Source organism: Burkholderia sp. JPY481 (genome assembly GCF_038900515.1).
Classification (GTDB): Bacteria; Pseudomonadota; Gammaproteobacteria; order Burkholderiales; family Burkholderiaceae; genus Paraburkholderia; species Paraburkholderia youngii.
In genome coordinates, this window is record NZ_JAYMRT010000007.1 from 28114 (window position 1) to 45370 (window position 17257).

General features: G+C 62.2%; 17 protein-coding genes and 1 tRNA gene. All 18 read right to left on the reverse strand.

What is annotated here, in order from left to right:
• Positions 1-10: 10 nt before the first annotated feature.
• The 18 genes from nuoK to VSR82_RS18390 all read right to left on the reverse strand — a co-directional run bounded on the left by nuoK (position 11) and on the right by VSR82_RS18390 (position 17114).
• On the reverse strand, positions 11-316 hold the full coding sequence (gene nuoK / locus VSR82_RS18305; protein WP_006052894.1) for an NADH-quinone oxidoreductase subunit NuoK: 306 nt from the start codon (positions 314-316) through the stop codon (positions 11-13).
• A 20-nt stretch (positions 317-336) separates the two neighbouring features.
• The gene (locus VSR82_RS18310; RefSeq protein WP_013088943.1) at positions 337-1029 is read right to left on the reverse strand and encodes an NADH-quinone oxidoreductase subunit J; all 693 of its coding nucleotides are present in this window, start codon (positions 1027-1029) and stop codon (positions 337-339) included.
• A gap of 192 nt (positions 1030-1221) precedes the next feature.
• Positions 1222-1710 (reverse strand): NADH-quinone oxidoreductase subunit NuoI, encoded by a 489-nt coding sequence (gene nuoI / locus VSR82_RS18315; protein ID WP_013088942.1) that lies wholly within the window; start codon positions 1708-1710, stop codon positions 1222-1224.
• Between the two features lie 15 nt (positions 1711-1725).
• Entirely contained in the window at positions 1726-2790 is a 1065-nt protein-coding gene (gene nuoH / locus VSR82_RS18320) for an NADH-quinone oxidoreductase subunit NuoH (protein ID WP_368587041.1), read from the reverse strand.
• A complete protein-coding gene (nuoG, locus tag VSR82_RS18325; RefSeq protein ID WP_410850524.1) occupies positions 2791-5124 on the reverse strand; it encodes an NADH-quinone oxidoreductase subunit NuoG in 2334 nt (777 codons plus the stop codon). It lies immediately after the preceding gene.
• A 128-nt stretch (positions 5125-5252) separates the two neighbouring features.
• Positions 5253-6581, reverse strand: coding sequence for an NADH-quinone oxidoreductase subunit NuoF (nuoF, locus tag VSR82_RS18330; RefSeq protein WP_410850525.1), 1329 nt, complete (start codon positions 6579-6581; stop codon positions 5253-5255).
• Positions 6578-7063, reverse strand: a complete 486-nt coding sequence (gene nuoE, locus VSR82_RS18335) for an NADH-quinone oxidoreductase subunit NuoE (RefSeq protein ID WP_013088938.1) — start codon at positions 7061-7063, stop codon at positions 6578-6580. Before nuoE ends, nuoF begins: the two co-directional genes overlap by 4 nt.
• A 133-nt stretch (positions 7064-7196) precedes the next feature.
• Positions 7197-8450 carry an NADH-quinone oxidoreductase subunit D gene (locus tag VSR82_RS18340; protein ID WP_013088937.1) on the reverse strand — a complete coding sequence of 418 codons (1254 nt, stop codon included), beginning with the start codon at positions 8448-8450 and terminating at the stop codon, positions 7197-7199.
• Positions 8451-8459: 9 nt separating this feature from the next.
• Entirely contained in the window at positions 8460-9062 is a 603-nt protein-coding gene (locus VSR82_RS18345; protein ID WP_368587039.1) for an NADH-quinone oxidoreductase subunit C, read from the reverse strand.
• A gap of 20 nt (positions 9063-9082) precedes the next feature.
• The gene (locus tag VSR82_RS18350; protein ID WP_006052903.1) at positions 9083-9562 is read right to left on the reverse strand and encodes a NuoB/complex I 20 kDa subunit family protein; all 480 of its coding nucleotides are present in this window, start codon (positions 9560-9562) and stop codon (positions 9083-9085) included.
• Between the two features lie 62 nt (positions 9563-9624).
• Positions 9625-9984, reverse strand: a complete 360-nt coding sequence (locus VSR82_RS18355; RefSeq protein WP_018420012.1) for an NADH-quinone oxidoreductase subunit A — start codon at positions 9982-9984, stop codon at positions 9625-9627.
• 157 nt (positions 9985-10141) lie between these two features.
• A tRNA-Leu gene (locus VSR82_RS18360) sits at positions 10142-10226 on the reverse strand.
• A 112-nt stretch (positions 10227-10338) separates the two neighbouring features.
• Complete coding sequence (secG, locus tag VSR82_RS18365; RefSeq protein WP_410850588.1) at positions 10339-10734, reverse strand: preprotein translocase subunit SecG; 396 nt, start codon at positions 10732-10734, stop codon at positions 10339-10341.
• Positions 10735-10816: 82 nt separating this feature from the next.
• Positions 10817-11593 carry a triose-phosphate isomerase gene (gene tpiA / locus VSR82_RS18370; protein WP_368587038.1) on the reverse strand — a complete coding sequence of 259 codons (777 nt, stop codon included), beginning with the start codon at positions 11591-11593 and terminating at the stop codon, positions 10817-10819.
• Between the two features lie 97 nt (positions 11594-11690).
• Positions 11691-12707: an NAD(P)H-quinone oxidoreductase gene (locus VSR82_RS18375; RefSeq protein ID WP_429460389.1), complete on the reverse strand. Its 1017-nt coding sequence runs from the start codon at positions 12705-12707 to the stop codon at positions 11691-11693.
• 150 nt (positions 12708-12857) lie between these two features.
• The gene (gene pnp, locus VSR82_RS18380; protein ID WP_429460391.1) at positions 12858-14993 is read right to left on the reverse strand and encodes a polyribonucleotide nucleotidyltransferase; all 2136 of its coding nucleotides are present in this window, start codon (positions 14991-14993) and stop codon (positions 12858-12860) included.
• 346 nt (positions 14994-15339) lie between these two features.
• Positions 15340-15612 carry a 30S ribosomal protein S15 gene (rpsO, locus tag VSR82_RS18385; protein ID WP_008920609.1) on the reverse strand — a complete coding sequence of 91 codons (273 nt, stop codon included), beginning with the start codon at positions 15610-15612 and terminating at the stop codon, positions 15340-15342.
• A gap of 194 nt (positions 15613-15806) precedes the next feature.
• Complete coding sequence (locus VSR82_RS18390) at positions 15807-17114, reverse strand: branched-chain amino acid ABC transporter substrate-binding protein (RefSeq protein ID WP_429460393.1); 1308 nt, start codon at positions 17112-17114, stop codon at positions 15807-15809.
• Positions 17115-17257 lie beyond the last annotated feature (143 nt).

The window sequence follows — 17257 nt, forward strand, 5'->3', positions numbered from 1 at the left end:
TTTCCTGAAATTAACCTTTGAGCTGATCGAGATCCTCGACATTGATCGTGTCGAGACTACGGAACAGGGTCACCAGAATTGCGAGACCGATCGCCGCTTCGGCTGCCGCGACCGTCAGCACGAAGAAGACGAAAATCTGGCCGTGCACGTCGCCCAGGTAGTGCGAGAACGCGACAAAATTGGTGTTCACCGCGAGCAGCATCAGTTCGATTGCCATCAGGATGATGATGACGTTGCGGCGGTTCAGGAAAATGCCGACGATGCTGATCGCAAACAGGATCGCGCCGAGGACAAGGTAATGGGCAAGGGTCAACATGATTTCTATCTCCTGTCCGCTCAGCTGTTCTTGGCTGCTGCCGAGTCGGCTGCTGCTGCGGCCGCCGCGGCAGCCGCTTGTTCCGCCGCGATGGTCGCCGCGGTTTTCTCCGACGGCATCTTCACGACGCGCACGCGGTCCTGGGCACGCACCTTGACCTGTGCGCTGACGTTCTGACGCTTGCTGTCCTTCTTGTGGCTCGTGGTCAGCGCGATCGCCGCGATGATGGCGACCAGCAGAATCAGGCCGGCGATTTCGAACGCGAAGATGTAGTTGGTGTAGATGACCTTGCCGATCAGGCGCGTGTTCGACCAGTCGCCCATACCGGCAGCGGCCGAGGCCGTGTCGTGCAGCGCGGTGGCGGTCGCGCCGTAGCCGTGCCACAGAATCAGCGCGGTTTCGATCACGATGATTGCGCCCACCGCCGAGGCCATCGGCACGAAGCGTTTGAAGTCCTTGCGCAGCACGTCGAGATTGATGTCCAGCATCATCACGACGAACAGGAACAGCACCATCACCGCGCCGACGTAGACCAGCACCAGCAGGATCGCGAGGAACTCGGCCTCGAGCAGCATCCAGATCGCGGCTGCGTTGAAGAACGCCAGCACCAGAAACAGTGCGCACGCCACCGGGTTGCGCGAGGTGATCACCTTCAGCCCTGAAACCACGAGGAGCAGCGCGAAGATGTAGAACAGTACGGTCGTGAATTCCATGATTACCGGTTCATCGTTAGGCCATCGTCAGGCATTGTTCTTTGGCACGCGTGGTTGGCAAAAGCGGAGCAATCCGCCAGTACCGCCACACAGGTGCGCCGTGCCGCGGCGTTCAGGCCGCAGCGGTCGGCCCGACAGCAGGCCGTGTTACTGCTTTTGCTGCCGCATTTACTGCACCAGCGGGAAAGCGCTTCAACGATACGGTGCGTCGGCTGCCTTGTTGGCGGCGATTTGTGCTTCGTAGCGATCGCCAACGGCCAGCAGCATTTCCTTCGTGAAGTACAGGTCGCCGCGCTTCTCGCCGTGATACTCGAGAATGTGCGTCTCGACGATCGAGTCGACCGGGCAGCTCTCTTCGCAGAAACCGCAGAAGATGCACTTGGTCAGGTCGATGTCGTAGCGCGTCGTGCGGCGCGTGTTGTCCGCGCGCGTTTCCGATTCGATCGTGATCGCGAGCGCAGGGCACACTGCTTCGCACAGCTTGCATGCGATGCAGCGCTCTTCGCCGTTTTCATACCGGCGCAGCGCATGCAGACCGCGGAAACGCGGCGAGATCGGGGTCTTTTCTTCCGGGAACTGCACGGTGACCTTGCGCTGGAACGTGTAGCGTCCGGTCAGCGCGAGGCCTTTCAGCAGTTCCGTGAGGAAGAAAGTCTTGAAGAAGTTTTGGATTGCGGTCATAGGTTCGTCCGCCCTTTATTTCCAGATGTTCAACGGCGACATGATCCAGAAGCCGACCACCACCAGCCACACCACGCAGACCGGAATGAAGACCTTCCAGCCGAGACGCATGATCTGGTCATAGCGGTAGCGCGGGAACGTGGCACGCGCCCAGATGAACACCGACAACAGGAAGAAAACCTTGGCGACGAGCCAGACGATGCCCGGGATGAACGACAGGAACCCGAACGGTGCGCTCCAGCCGCCGAGGAACAGTGTTGCAGCCAATGCCGAGATCACGATCATGTTGATGTACTCGGCAAGGAAGAACAGCGCGAACGCCATACCCGAGTAATCGATCATGTGGCCCGCGACGATTTCCGATTCGCCTTCCACCACGTCGAACGGGTGACGGTTCGTTTCGGCGATGCCCGAGATGAAGTACACGACAAACATCGGCAGCAACGGCAGCCAGTTCCAAGACAGGAAATTCAGGCCGTGCGAGGCGAAGAAGCCCTGCTCCTGCGAGCCGACGATGCCCGACAGGTTCAGCGTACCGGCTGTCATCAGCACGACCACCAGCGCGAAGCCCATCGAGATTTCGTACGAGACCATCTGCGCGGCCGCGCGCATCGCGCCGAGGAACGCGTATTTCGAGTTCGACGCCCAGCCGGCCAGAATCACGCCATACACGCCGATCGACGAAATCGCCATCGCGTACAGCAGACCCGCGTTGATGTCACCGAGCACCGCGCCCGCCTGGAACGGAATCACCGCCCACACAGCGAACGCCGGCACCACCACCATGATCGGCGCGATGATGTAGATCCAGCGGCTCGCCTGGGCGGGCTGGATCACTTCCTTGAGTAGAAGCTTCAGCACGTCGGCGATCGGCTGCAACAGGCCGCCGGGGCCGACGCGGTTCGGACCGAGACGCACGTGCATCCAGCCGATCAGCTTACGCTCCCACAGGATCAGGTAAGCGACGCACAGCAGGATCACGACGGCCACCACCAGGATGCGCACGAGCGCCCACACCGTGGGCCATGCCACACCGAGAAGCTGGGCGCCGCCCGAGTTGATCGTATCGAACAAGCTCATTTACGCCTTCTCCACCACCAGTTCACCGAACAGGCTGCCCAGCGCTGCACCGGCAGGCGTAGCCGCCGATACGCGGACCACCGTCTCCGCAAGATTCGCGTCGCGCACGGCCGGCAACTGCACCGCTTGCTCGCCCTGACGAACGCGCACCGCGTCGCCCTCTTTCAAACCCAGTTTGTCGAACAGCGCAGCCGGCAGGCCGACCGAATTCGCCGTACGGGCCGCCGCGGTCAGATGCAGCGACTCCGCGCGACGCACCAGCGCGTCGGCATGATAGATCGGCACGTTCGCGAGACGCTCGAACTTGCCTTCCGCCGCCTTCACGGCGTGGCCGCGCGTCACCGCGACGCCGGTACGGTTCGACAGCCTCGAACTCAGGTCACCGTCGCCGAGCGCGGCTGTGCGCACTTCCTCGACCGTGTCGTATTCGAAGCCCGGCGCACCGAGCAGGCTGCCCAGCACGCGCAACACCTTCCACGCCGGACGCGTGTCGCCGAGCGGACGCACGACGCCGTTGAAAGCCTGCACCGTGCCTTCCGCGTTGACGAACGAACCGCCCGTTTCGGTGAACGGTGCAATCGGCAGCAGGACGTCGGCATAGTCCGCGCCGGTCTGGAACGGCGACATCACGACGACCATCTCGGCCTGCTTCAGAGCGGCAAGCGCTTGCGCCGGATTGGCCGTGTCGAATTCCGGCTCGAGATTCAACAGCAGATAACCCTTGCGCGGCTGTTCGAACACTTCGCGGGCATTCAGACCGCCTTCGCCCGGCAGCGCGTTCACGAGGTGCGCGCCGACCGTGTTGGCCGCTTCGGTCAGGAAACCGAGCGTAGCGCCGGTTGCCTCGGCAATCCATTGCGCCGCGGCGTGGATCGCCGCGAAGTCCGGATGGCGGACCGCTTCGTTGCCGAGCAGCACGACGCGCAGGGCGCCGTTGGTCAGCGATTTAGCGATCTGCTTGTGCGCGTCCGTCGGCTGCGTGCCCGCAAATGCTTCCGGCAGTGCGACGCCCTTCGCTTCGCCCACCGCGCCGGCGATCCCTGCCAACGCCTCAAGCCATGCCGACGGTGCGGCGACCACACGGTGCGCCTGCGGGATCATCGCGTCGTCGTTGGTGGCCTGGATCAGCGTGAGCGCCGAACCGCCGCGTGCGACCTGGCGCAGACGCGCGGCGAACAGCGGATGATCACGACGCAGATCCGAGCCGATCACGAGCGCCGCATCGACGTTCGACAGATCGGCGATTGTCGTACCGAGCCACGGCGCGCCCGTAACGGGAGCCGAGAAGTCCGACTGGCGCAGACGGAAGTCGACGTTCGGTGTGCCGACCGCTTGCGCAATCTGCTTGAGCAGGAACAGTTCTTCGACTGTGCTGTGCGCGCTCGCCAGCGCCGCAAGCGCGTTCGCGCCGTGGTCGCCCGCGATGCCCTTCAGACCCTTGACCACATAATCGAGCGCGGTTTGCCAGTCGGTTTCGACCCACTGGCCGCCCTGCTTGAGCATCGGTTTGGTCAGACGCTCGGGGCTGTTCAGACCTTCGTACGAGAAGCGGTCCTTGTCCGAAATCCAGCACTCGTTGATCGCTTCGTTTTCGAACGGCAGAACGCGCATCACGCGATTGTTCTTCACCTGCACGATGAGGTTCGCGCCGACGGAATCGTGCGGGCTCACCGACTTGCGGCGCGACAGCTCCCACGTACGGGCGCTGTAGCGGAACGGCTTGCTGGTCAGCGCGCCGACCGGGCACAGGTCGATCATGTTGCCCGACAGTTCCGAGTCGACCGTCTTGCCGACGAACGACGTGATTTCCGAATGCTCGCCGCGGCCCAGCATGCCGAGTTCCATCACGCCGGCGATTTCCTGGCCGAAGCGGACGCAACGCGTGCAGTGAATGCAGCGCGACATCTCTTCCATCGAGATCAGCGGGCCCACGTTCTTGTGGAACACCACGCGCTTTTCTTCGCTATAGCGCGACGACGACTTGCCGTAACCGACGGCCAGATCCTGCAACTGGCATTCGCCGCCCTGGTCGCAGATCGGGCAGTCGAGCGGATGGTTGATCAGCAGGAATTCCATCACAGCTTGCTGGCCCTTCACCGCCTTGTCCGACTTGGTGCGCACGATCATGCCGGCCGACACCGGCGTCGCGCACGCGGGCACGGCCTTCGGCATCTTCTCGACATCGACCAGACACATCCGGCAGTTGGCCGCAATCGACAGCTTCTTGTGATAGCAGAAGTGAGGAATGTAGGTGTCGACCTTATGCGCAGCCTGGATCACCATGCTGCCTTCAGGCACCTCGACTTTCTTGCCGTCTATTTCCAGTTCAACCATGATGGTCAATCTTCCTTAACCTGTTACCGCTCAATCGTTCGCCTGTTCATCGCCCGCTTCGGGCGATGAATCCTGCGGTTGAGGTGTTCGTCTGGTAGTTATTCGTCAGCCAAATCTGTCGGCGCGACTCAGGCTGCCACTGTTTCGGGCGCCGCCGCCGTGCCGGCATGGCCGCCGACGAGGCAATGCTTGTGGGCGACGTGATATTCGAATTCGTCCCAGTAGTGCTTGAGCATGCCCCGAACCGGCATCGCTGCCGCGTCGCCGAGCGCGCAGATCGTGCGGCCCATGATGTTTTCGGCGACGGAGTTCAGCAGATCCAGATCTTCCTGGCGGCCGAGACCATGCTCGATACGATGTACGACGCGATACAGCCAGCCCGTGCCTTCACGGCAAGGCGTGCATTGACCGCACGACTCTTCGTAGTAGAAGTACGACAGGCGCAGCAACGAGCGCACCATGCAGCGCGTCTCGTCCATCACGATCACCGCGCCCGAGCCGAGCATCGAGCCGGCCTTCGCGATCGAGTCGTAATCCATGTCGGTCTGCATCATCATCTCGCCCGGAATCACCGGCGCGGATGAACCTCCAGGAATCACGGCCTTGATCTTCTTGCCGCCGCGCATGCCGCCGGCGAGTTCCATCAGCGTCGCGAACGGCGTGCCGAGCGGAATCTCGTAGTTGCCCGGACGCTCGACGTCGCCCGACACCGAGAAGATCTTCGTGCCGCCGTTGTTCGGCTTGCCGATTTCAAGGTAATTCTGCGGTCCGATCGCGAGCAGGAACGGCACCGCCGCGAAGGTCTCGGTGTTGTTGATCGTGGTGGGCTTGCCGTACACGCCAAAGCTCGCCGGGAACGGCGGTTTGAAGCGCGGTTGGCCCTTCTTGCCCTCGATCGATTCGAGCAGCGCGGTTTCCTCGCCGCAGATATACGCGCCGTAACCATGGTGCGCATGCAGCTGGAACGAGAAGCCCGAGCCCATGATGTTGTCGCCGAGGAACCCGGCGCGGCGAGCTTCTTCCAACGCTTCTTCGAAGCGCTTATAGACTTCCCAGATTTCGCCGTGGATATAGTTGTAGCCGACCGTGATGCCCATCGCGTACGCGCCGATCACCATACCTTCGATCAACGAATGCGGATTGAAGCGCAGAATGTCGCGGTCCTTGAACGTACCCGGCTCGCCCTCGTCCGAATTACAGACGAGGTACTTCTGGCCCGGGAACTGGCGCGGCATGAAGCTCCACTTGAGACCGGTCGGGAAGCCCGCGCCGCCGCGGCCGCGCAGACCCGACGCCTTGACGTCGGCGATCACCTGCTCGGGCGCGATCTTCTCTTCCAGGATGCGGCGCAGCTGGGCGTAACCGCCGCGCGCCACGTAGTCTTCGAGATGCCAGTTGTCGCCGTTCAGTCCGGCGAGAATCAGCGGTTTGATGTGACGATCGTGTAAAGCCGTCATTTCGAAAGTTCCTCGAGCAGCTGGTCGATCTTCTCGCGGCTCATGAAGCTGCACATGCGTTGGTTGTTCACCAGCATCACCGGCGCGTCGCCGCACGAACCCATGCACTCACCCTCTTTCAGCGTGAATTTGCCATCGGGCGTGGTTTCGCCGAAGTCGATGCCGAGCTTCTGCTTCAGGTATTCAGCGGCGCTTTCGGAACCGCCGTCCGGGCCGAGCTGGCACGGCAGGTTCGTGCAGAGCGTGATCTTGAACTTACCGACCGGCGAGGTCTCATACATCGTGTAGAAGGTCGCTACCTCCTGCACGGCGATTGCCGGCATGCCGAGATAATCCGCGACGAACTGCATGAGTTCGGGCGACAGCCAGCCATGCTCGGTTTGAGCAGTGGCCAACGCCGACATCACGGCGGACTGTTTCTGATCGGCGGGGTACTTTGCGACCGCACGATCGATTTCTTTCAGGCCTTCAGCTGAGATCATTTTCAGACACGACTCTTTCAATTCCTACCGAACGAAAACCTGTCGCTCACGTGATACTGCGACAGACCCGGCGTTCCTTTGCTTGACGCGCGTGGCGGTGCAACGACCGCGGACGCGCGTCGATGAATATGTCCTAGCGATCCACTTCGCCGAACACGATGTCCTGGGTGCCGATGATCGTCACGGCATCGGCGATCATGTGGCCGCGCGCCATTTCGTCGAGCGAGGACAGGTGTGCATAGCCCGGCGCGCGGATCTTCAGACGATATGGCTTGTTGGCGCCGTCCGAGATCAGATAGATGCCGAACTCCCCCTTCGGATGTTCGACTGCGGCGTACGCCTCGCCTTCCGGCACGTGGAAGCCCTCGGTGAACAGCTTGAAGTGATGGATCAGATCTTCCATGTTCGACTTCATGCCGACGCGAGACGGCGGCGCCACCTTGTGATTGTCCGTCATCACAGGGCCCGGATTTTTACGCAGCCACTCAATGCACTGTTTCGCGATCCGGCACGATTGACGCATTTCTTCGACGCGTACCAGATAGCGGTCGTAGCAATCGCCATTCACGCCGACCGGAATGTCGAAGTCGAGCTTGTCATAAACTTCATACGGTTGCTTCTTGCGCAGGTCCCACTCGACGCCCGAGCCACGCAGCATCGCGCCGGTCATGCCGAGTTGCAGCGCGCGCTCCGGACTGACCACACCGATGCCGACCAGACGCTGCTTCCATATCCGGTTGTCGGTGAGCAGCGTTTCGTATTCGTCCACGCACTTCGGGAAACGGGTGAAGAAGTCGTCGATGAAGTCGAGCAGCGAACCCTGACGGTTCTCATTCATCTTCGACAACGCCTTCGCATTGCGAATCTTCGACGCCTTGTATTGCGGCATTGCGTCAGGCAAATCGCGGTAGACGCCACCCGGACGGTAGTAGGCCGCGTGCATCCGTGCGCCGGACACCGCTTCGTACACGTCCATCAGGTCTTCGCGCTCGCGGAACGCATACAGGAACACCGCCATCGCACCGACGTCGAGCGCATGCGCGCCGATCCACATCAGGTGATTCAACACGCGCGTGACTTCGTCGAAGAGTACGCGAATGTATTGCGCGCGCAGCGGCACGTCGATGCCGAGTAACTTCTCGATTGCGAGCACGTAGCCGTGCTCGTTGGCCATCATCGACACGTAGTCGAGACGGTCCATGTACGGCACCGACTGGATAAACGTCTTGCTTTCGGCGAGCTTTTCAGTCGCGCGATGCAGTAGACCGATGTGCGGATCGGCGCGCTGAATCACTTCGCCGTCGAGTTCGAGCACGAGACGCAACACACCGTGCGCTGCCGGGTGCTGCGGACCGAAGTTGAGCGTGTAGTTCTTGATCTCTGCCATGACGTTCTCTTAGTGTTTCAGACCGCCATAGCGATCCTCGCGGATCACGCGCGGCGTGATTTCCCGCGGCTCGATCGTCACCGGTTGATAGACGACGCGCTTCTCTTCCGGGTCGTAACGCATCTCGACGTAGCCGGAGACAGGGAAATCCTTGCGGAACGGATGACCGATAAAACCGTAGTCGGTCAAAATGCGGCGCAAGTCCGGATGACCTTCGAAGACGATGCCGTACAGGTCGAACGCTTCGCGCTCGTACCAGTTGACCGAATTCCAGATATCGACGACGGACGGCAGGATCGGCATGTCGTCGTCCGGCGCGAATACGCGCAGACGCAGACGCCAGTTGTTCTGCACCGACAGCAGATGCAGCACTGCTGCAAAACGCGGGCCGTCGTAAGCGCCCTCAGCATAGGTCTGGTAATCGACGCCGCAAAGGTCGACACACTGCTCGAAACCGAGCGAGCGGTCGTCGCGCAGGCGCTTTGCCACGTTGAGGTAGTCGCCAGCCTTGACGACGATCGTCAATTCACCGACCGACTCGGTCACGCTCGTCAGGAGGCCGCCAAAGGCCACCTCGAGGTTCGCTTTCAGGGTCTCGAGTTTGCTTGCCATATTGTGGGGAGGCTTTGGCCTTATTGACGGGCGATGGTGTTGGTGCGGCGAATCTTGGCTTGCAGCTGGATCACGCCGTACACCAGCGCTTCCGCTGTGGGCGGACAACCCGGCACGTACACGTCGACCGGGACGATCCGGTCGCAGCCGCGCACCACCGAGTACGAGTAATGGTAATAGCCGCCGCCGTTCGCGCACGAGCCCATCGAGATCACCCAGCGCGGTTCCGCCATCTGGTCGTAGACCTTCCGCAGAGCGGGCGCCATCTTGTTGCACAGCGTACCGGCGACGATCATCACGTCCGACTGACGCGGACTCGGACGGAACACCACGCCGAAGCGGTCAAGGTCATAACGGGCGGCGCCCGCATGCATCATCTCGACCGCGCAGCATGCGAGACCGAACGTCATCGGCCACAGCGAGCCGGTGCGCGTCCAGTTGATCAGTTTGTCTGCCGTAGTGGTGACAAACCCTTCTTTCAAGACCCCTTCGATACTCATTTGCTTTCCACTCCAGACGGGGCGGCAAGCCTGGCCACCCACGCAAACCGGCGATTAATCCATCATTCCCAGTCGAGGCCGCCCTTCTTCCAGATGTAGGCAAAACCAAGCAGGAACTCGAGCAGGAAAATCATCATTGCCGTGAACCCGGCCCAGCCGATGTCACGCAATGCCACGCCCCACGGGAACAGGAACGCGGTTTCAAGATCGAAAATGATGAAGAGAATGGCGACGAGGTAGTAGCGCACATCGAACTTCATGCGCGCATCTTCGAATGCTTCGAAGCCGCACTCGTACGGTGCGTTTTTTTCGGTGTCGGGTTTGTTGGGACCAAGGAGCTTGCCGATACTGACCAGCGCTACGCCTAAACCGGTGCCCACAATAAGGAACAACAAAACGGGGAAATAGGCTGCGAGGTTCAAGACAATCCTCAATCGGTTGGTTCTGAGTGCCGTCAGGAGCATAGCACCCCTGACGCGAAATCACTTCCTGAACACGCATGACGTAAGCTCATAGCCATACGCCAGAAGTGAAAATGCCAGCCGAAGCGAAGCAAGCGGCTGGCATTTAGATAACATTTGGTGCCGACGGCGAGACTCGAACTCGCACAGCTTTCGCCACTACCCCCTCAAGATAGCGTGTCTACCAATTTCACCACGTCGGCACTATATGCAATCCGGGAAAACAACTTGTAAAACCCGCGAATCGCTTCAAGACTTGAATTGTAACTTGTTTAAACAGATTGTTCAACGCACAAGAGCACGCCTACCGAAAATTTATTTCGGCACACCCGTTGCTGGAACCGACGCAGGCGAAGCCGGCGCTGCGGGCGATGCCGCCACCGGAGCTGAACCTGCAGCCGGTGCGGAAGCAGGTGAAGCCGCGATCGGTGCAGTAGCTGCCGCGCCCAGCACGCCTGACGACGGCTTCACGTGATACGCACCAAGGTAAGTGAGCGCCAAGGTCGTGGCAAAAAACAGCGCTGCGAGCACCGCCGTGGTACGCGACAGGAAGTTCGCCGAACCCGTCGCACCGAACAGGCTACCCGATGCGCCGCTGCCGAAAGCCGCGCCCATGTCGGCCCCTTTGCCGTGCTGCAGCAACACGAGGCCGATGACCCCGAGCGCCGACAACAACTGAACGACGATAATCAATGTTTTCAAATACAGCATCACACTCACCTGAGTCTTTATTTAACCGCGCCGCACACTGTGTGTTGCGCGAAAAGGAGCCATCCTTGTCGAGACGCTCTACTTAACCAGCCACGCTGGTCGCAGCGGCCGCCTTGCAGATTGCCAGGAAATCCTGATCTTTCAACGACGCGCCGCCGATCAGGCCGCCGTCGATATCGTTCTGACGGAACAGTTCTTCCGCGTTGTCCGGCTTCACGCTGCCGCCGTACAGCAACGGCACGTCCGCCGCACCTTTTGCCGCGAGACGTGCGCGCAGGAACGCATGCACGGCCTGCGCCTGTGCCGCCGATGCGCTCTTGCCGGTGCCAATTGCCCACACCGGCTCATACGCGACGACGAGGCGAGCCGCTTCCTGGGCCGACAGCTTCGCGAGCACCTCGTCGAGCTGACCGCCGACGACCTGCTCGGTCGAGCCAGCCTCGCGTTCTTCGAGCGTTTCGCCGACGCACACGATCGGCGTCAACCCTGCCTCAAGCACACGCTGCGTTTTCACCGCGACCAGCTCGGCGCTTTCGCGATGATACGCGCGGCGCTCCGAGTGCCCGACGATCGCAAACGTGGCACCAAAGTCTGTCACCATCGGCGCAGCCACTTCGCCGGTATAGGCGCCATGCGTGAACGCGGACACGTCCTGCACGCCCCACACGACCGGACTGCCTTCGAGCAGCGACTGCGCCTGCGCGATATAGAGGCTCGGCACGCAGACACCGACGCGCACGTCGGCCGGCAATTCATTGGCCCCCTGCACCACTGCCTGCAACAACGCGGCGTTCGCGGCGAGCCGCCCATGCATCTTCCAATTACCGACTACCAGTTTGGCTCGTTGTTGATTCGACATCGTCTCGTATTGTCCTGTCTTGCCAGTCCGACCTGCTCCGGCGCGCGCAAAACGCGCAATTTTACTGCGTGGGGTGGATCGGGTCAAACCGGTGGTGTCAAGCCTCCTGACCCCACGTCAACACGAGCTTGCCAACGTGGGCGCTGCTTTCCATCAGCGTGTGGGCGTCGGCAGCCTGGGTGGCCGGAAACACGCGATGCACGACCGGCTTGATGCGCCCGGCTTCGAGATGCGGCCATACGCGCTCTTTCAGTTGCGCGGCGATCTGTGCCTTGAACTCGATCGGCCGTGGCCGCAGTGTCGAACCGGTAACGGTCAGGCGGCGACGCAGCACTTCGTTCAGGTTCAGCTCCGCCTTCGCGCCGCCGAGCAGCGCAATCAGCACGATGCGGCCACCGTCGGCGAGCGCCGACAGTTCGCGCGGCACGTAGCTGCCCGCGACCATATCGAGGATCACGTCGACCCCACGATCGTTGGTCAGCGACTTGATGACTTCGACAAAATCTTCCGTCTTGTAGTTGATGGCCCGTTCGGCGCCGAGCGCTTCGCACGCGCGGCACTTTTCGTCCGAGCCAGCGGTGGCGAACACACGGAACCCGAGCGCGTGCGCAATCTGGATCGCAGTCACGCCGATGCCGCTCGATCCGCCCTGTACGAGCAGCGTTTCGTTCGCGCCACCCTCACCCTGGCCGAGCTGCGCGCGATTGAATACGTTGCTCCACACCGTGAAGAAAGTCTCGGGCAGCGAAGCCGCTTCGACATCCGACAATCCCGCCGGCACGGGCAGGCATTGCAGAAGCGGCGCCGCCGCATACTCCGCATAGCCGCCGCCCGCGAGCAGCGCGCACACGCGGTCGCCAATCTTCAGACCGAACGGGTTGTTCTTCGCGTCGATCGTGCCGCCGACGATCTCGCCCGCCACCTCCAGCCCCGGCAGATCCGACGCTCCGGGTGGCGGCGCATAACCGCCCTTGCGCTGAAACACGTCCGGACGATTGATGCCGGATGCCGCCACCTTGATCAGCACCTCGCCAGCCTTGGGCTGCGGCGTCGGACGCTCCGCCAGCTTGAGGACTTCCGGGGCACCGAATTCAGTGATTTCGATCGCTTTCATCTGCGTCAACTCCAAGATTGGATTGCGTTGCCTATCCGTTGCTGCCGTTCGCCCTGGCACCCAGCTGCGATTCGAATGCGCAACGCAATCCATCCTGCATGAAAAACGGCCGGCGTGCATGACACGGCCGGCCGTTTGTCCGTTACCGCCTTACTGCGGCGTCGGTTCGCCTTGCGGCGCGTCGTTCAGCAGTGCCTTCGCCGACAGACGCACACGACCCTTCTCGTCCGTCTGGATGACCTTGACCTTCACCTGCTGGCCATCCTTCAGATAGTCGTTGATGTCCTTGATGCGCTCGTTCGCGATCTCGGAGATATGCAGCAGACCGTCCTTACCCGGCAGGATGTTCACGATCGCGCCGAAGTCGAGCAGCTTGAGCACGGTGCCTTCGTACACCTGGCCCACTTCGACTTCCATCGTGATCGCTTCGATACGACGCTTCGCTTCGGCCATGCCTTCGCTGTTCGTGCTCGCGATCGTGACGACGCCATCGTCCGAAATGTCGATCGTGGTGCCGGTTTCTTCGGTCAGCGCGCGGATTACCGAGCCACCCTTGCCGATCACGTCGCGGATCTTTTCCGGGTTGATCTTGATGGTGATCATGCGCGGGGCGAACTCCGACAGCTGGGTGTTCGCGCCCGACACCGCCGAGGTCATCTTGCCGAGGATGTGCATGCGGCCTTCCTTCGCCTGCGCGAGCGCGACCTGCATGATTTCCTTGGTAATACCCTGGATCTTGATGTCCATCTGCAGCGCGGTCACGCCTTGTTCCGTACCCGCGACCTTGAAGTCCATGTCGCCGAGGTGATCTTCGTCGCCGAGGATGTCGGTCAGCACCGCGAAGCGGTTGCCTTCGAGAATCAGGCCCATCGCGATGCCGGCGACGTGCGCCTTCATCGGCACGCCGGCGTCCATCAGCGCGAGGCAGCCGCCGCACACCGAGGCCATCGACGACGAGCCGTTCGACTCCGTGATTTCCGACACGACGCGGATGGAGTAGCCGAATTCGTCGGCGCTCGGCAGGCACGCGACGAGCGCGCGCTTGGCGAGACGGCCGTGACCGATTTCGCGGCGCTTCGGCGAACCGACGCGGCCCGTTTCGCCGGTCGCGAACGGAGGCATGTTGTAGTGGAGCATGAAGCGCTCACGGTATTCGCCTTCGAGCGCGTCGATGCTCTGCTCGTCACCCTTCGTGCCGAGCGTCGCAACCACCAGCGCCTGCGTCTCGCCGCGCGTGAACAGCGCCGAGCCGTGGGTACGCGGCAGCACGCCGGTGCGGATTTCGATCGGGCGCACGGTGCGCGTGTCGCGGCCGTCGATGCGCGGCTCGCCGTTCAGGATCTGGGTACGGACGATCTTCGCTTCGATGTCGAACAGCACGTTGCCGACCGACGCCTTGTCGGCCGCCACGGTACCGTCTGCCGCCGCTTCTTCCTCGAGCTTCGCCGAGGTCGCCGCGTAGACTTCCTTCAGCTTGGTCGAGCGAGCCTGCTTGTCGCGGATCTGGTAAGCCGCGAGCAGATCGGCTTGCGCGAGTTCCGTGACGCGCGCGATCAGCGCTTCGTTCTTCGCGGCCGGCTGCCAGTCCCACTCGGGCTTGCCGCCTTCGCGGACCAGTTCATGGATCGCGTCGATCGCGGTCTGCATCTGCTCATGACCGAACACGACGGCGCCGAGCATTACCTCTTCGCTCAGCTGCTGCGCTTCCGATTCGACCATCAGCACCGCGCGTTCCGTACCGGCGACGACCAGGTCGAGCGCCGATTCCTTCATCTGCGGACGCGTCGGGTTCAGCACGTATTCATTGTTGATGTAGGCCACGCGTGCCGCGCCGACCGGGCCGTTGAACGGCAGACCGGACACCGCGAGCGCCGCCGATGCGCCGATCAGCGCCGGGATGTCGGCGGGGATTTCCGGATTCAGCGACAGCACGTGAATCACGACCTGCACTTCGTTGTAGAAGCCTTCCGGGAAGAGCGGGCGCAGCGGACGGTCGATCAGGCGCGAGATCAGCGTCTCGCCTTCCGACGGACGGCCTTCGCGACGGAAGAAGCCACCCGGGATCTTGCCGGCGGCGTAGGTCTTTTCGATGTAATCGACGGTGAGGGGGAAGAAGTCCTGACCCGGCTTCGCGGTCTTCGCGCCGACCACGGTGGCGAGCACCACGGTGTCTTCGACGTCGACGATTACCGCGCCGCTCGCCTGGCGAGCGATTTCACCGGTTTCGAGGCGAACGTTGTGCTGCCCCCACTTAAACTCTTTGACGATCTTATTGAACATAGTCATTGCTTTTCCTCATCGTAATGCCGCGCAGACCGGAAGCGGCGCGGCAACGCCGGGGCCGGCGCCGCATGGGAAGAGTCGTGCTATGCCATTCCAGAGAGTCACGTGCTGCGAGCGCGCGCGAACCGCTGGAATGACACAAAACTCTGCCCTGAAGCCCGGCCTTGTTTCCTGTTACTGCTTTTCTACTGCTGCTCTGCTACTGCTACTACGCTTGCCCGTGGACGCCGCGCGAACCGGCATACGCCGCGGATCACAGGCGGTGCGCGTTACACGAAGCGCGCCGTGCAAAAACAAAATGCCTGTATCAGCGAAACTGACACAGGCATCTTGCTGAACGACTGGCCGATTACTTACGCAGACCCAGCTTCTCGATCAGGCTGCGGTAACGATCCGCGTCCTTGCCCTTCAGGTAGTCGAGCAGTTTGCGACGGCGGCTCACCATGCGCAGCAGACCGCGGCGGCTGTGGTGATCCTTCGTGTGCTCCTTGAAGTGGGAGGTCAGTTCGTTGATACGGGTCGTGAGCAGCGCGACCTGAACTTCGGGGGAGCCGGTGTCGTTGGCTGCGCGTGCAAATTGCGCGACGACTTCGGACTTCTTGCTTGCTTCAACTGCGGACATGTCAATTTCCTTGATAACTGGACAGGCGGTCACGGAAGAAAGGCCGTGCCGTGGGATACCCGTTTCACAATTTACTGAGCCCCGTTCGTGGCTGAATTAGCTGAATGAGAACCCAGCCCAACAACGGGACGCGTATTGTAGCACAGCCGACTTCGGCCGCGAAGCCCGCGCTAGCAAGGCGGATCGCGCGTCTCTCAGGGGCGTCGCATCCGACAGACTGTCGGCAATATCGTGCGCTCGGCTGGCAGCGCCAGCACCGTGCGAAAGCCATAGCCGGAACCTTCGTTATCGAAATGCACGCCGGGGGTGCCGGCTTTGTCCATCTGCATCACGTAAAGGGGCTGGATCAGCTGATGGTCGTCGGCGCGCATCCACGATGCGTGAAAACCGTTGTCGAAGCGGATGCCCTCGAGCGCTTTCGCGACCGCCGTCGGATCGGCGCTGCCGGCGCGGTTCATCGCGGCGGCGAGTGTGTCGATCAGCAGTGGCATACGCAGCACCGGATAGTCGTCCTGCGCGGCCGGATAGCGCGCGCGGAACGCCGCGTACCATGCATCGGAAGCCGCGCCGCCGACGTTCGGATGCCACTCGGCCACGGCGATCACGTGACCCACACCCGCGTCGCCGAGGGCGGCCGGCGCGCCGAGGCTGTTGCCGTAGAACGTGTAGAACTTCGTGTCGAGGCCCTGCTCGCGCGCCGCCTTCACGAGCAACGTCAGGTCGTTGCCCCAGTTGCCGGTGATCACGGCGTCCGCGCCGCTCGCGCGGATCTTCGCGATGTACGGCGCGAAGTCCTTCACTCGGCCGATCGGGTGGAATTCGTCGCCGACCACCGCGATGTCAGGCCGCTTCACCGCGAGCGTCGAGCGCGCGAGGCTGCTTACGTCGTGGCCGAAGCTATAGTCCTGATTCAGCAGGTAGACCTTTTTCACCGTCCTGTCGCGCTCGATCACCGCGGCGAGCGCGGCCATCCGCATGCCCGCGTGCGCGTCGAAGCGGAAGTGCCAGAAGCTGCAGTTCGTGTTGGTGAGCGCGGGGTCGTCGGCCGAGTAGTTCAGGAACAGTTCGCGGTTGTCCGGCTCGCGGCTGTTGTGCTTGTCGATCGCGCCGATGAGCGCCGCGGCGACCGCCGAGCTATTGCCCTGCAGGATGTAGCCGATATGGCGATCCGCGGCTGCGCGCAATTGCGTCAGCGCTTCCTCTGTGCTGCCTTTGCTGTCGAGCACGACGAGTTCGAACGGATGCGCGCCGTCTGCGAGCTTCACGCCGCCGTGCGCGTTGACCTGTTCGACACCGAAGCGCAGATTGCGCTCGACTGCCGTGCCCGCGTTCGCGAACGGGCCAGACATGCCTTCGATCAGCGCGAGCCGGATCGGGGCGCCCGTGGGTTTGCCGATCGGATTCACCTCCGAACTCGTCGCCCGCGCCACGCCCACGCCAACCGCCGCCATTGAGATCGCCGTCAGCGCAACCGCCGCCGCCCGTTGCCACATCGCCGTCATGGTCGTCCTGCCTGAATCTTCGAAGCGCGGATCATAGAACCACGCGCACGGAATAGGCAAGCCGGCGCATCCGTTCCCTTTGGAGGCGACGCACGTTCGAGCAGCGCCATTCTTTCGCCGTGGCGCGTGTCAAAATAGTGCGT

Excerpts from the sequence above, each read along its gene's own strand:
- nuoK (WP_006052894.1), bottom strand. The coding sequence starts at position 316 with ATGTTGACCCTTGCCCATTACCTTGTCCTCGGCGCGATCCTGTTTGCG.
- VSR82_RS18310 (WP_013088943.1), bottom strand. The coding sequence starts at position 1,029 with ATGGAATTCACGACCGTACTGTTCTACATCTTCGCGCTGCTCCTCGTG.
- nuoI (WP_013088942.1), bottom strand. The coding sequence starts at position 1,710 with ATGACCGCAATCCAAAACTTCTTCAAGACTTTCTTCCTCACGGAACTG.
- nuoH (WP_368587041.1), bottom strand. The coding sequence starts at position 2,790 with ATGAGCTTGTTCGATACGATCAACTCGGGCGGCGCCCAGCTTCTCGGT.
- nuoG (WP_410850524.1), bottom strand. The coding sequence starts at position 5,124 with ATGGTTGAACTGGAAATAGACGGCAAGAAAGTCGAGGTGCCTGAAGGC.
- nuoF (WP_410850525.1), bottom strand. The coding sequence starts at position 6,581 with ATGACGGCTTTACACGATCGTCACATCAAACCGCTGATTCTCGCCGGA.
- nuoE (WP_013088938.1), bottom strand. The coding sequence starts at position 7,063 with ATGATCTCAGCTGAAGGCCTGAAAGAAATCGATCGTGCGGTCGCAAAG.
- VSR82_RS18340 (WP_013088937.1), bottom strand. The coding sequence starts at position 8,450 with ATGGCAGAGATCAAGAACTACACGCTCAACTTCGGTCCGCAGCACCCG.
- VSR82_RS18345 (WP_368587039.1), bottom strand. The coding sequence starts at position 9,062 with ATGGCAAGCAAACTCGAGACCCTGAAAGCGAACCTCGAGGTGGCCTTT.
- VSR82_RS18350 (WP_006052903.1), bottom strand. The coding sequence starts at position 9,562 with ATGAGTATCGAAGGGGTCTTGAAAGAAGGGTTTGTCACCACTACGGCA.
- secG (WP_410850588.1), bottom strand. The coding sequence starts at position 10,734 with ATGCTGTATTTGAAAACATTGATTATCGTCGTTCAGTTGTTGTCGGCG.
- tpiA (WP_368587038.1), bottom strand. The coding sequence starts at position 11,593 with ATGTCGAATCAACAACGAGCCAAACTGGTAGTCGGTAATTGGAAGATG.
- VSR82_RS18375 (WP_429460389.1), bottom strand. The coding sequence starts at position 12,707 with ATGAAAGCGATCGAAATCACTGAATTCGGTGCCCCGGAAGTCCTCAAG.
- pnp (WP_429460391.1), bottom strand. The coding sequence starts at position 14,993 with ATGACTATGTTCAATAAGATCGTCAAAGAGTTTAAGTGGGGGCAGCAC.
- rpsO (WP_008920609.1), bottom strand. The coding sequence starts at position 15,612 with ATGTCCGCAGTTGAAGCAAGCAAGAAGTCCGAAGTCGTCGCGCAATTT.
- VSR82_RS18390 (WP_429460393.1), bottom strand. The coding sequence starts at position 17,114 with ATGACGGCGATGTGGCAACGGGCGGCGGCGGTTGCGCTGACGGCGATC.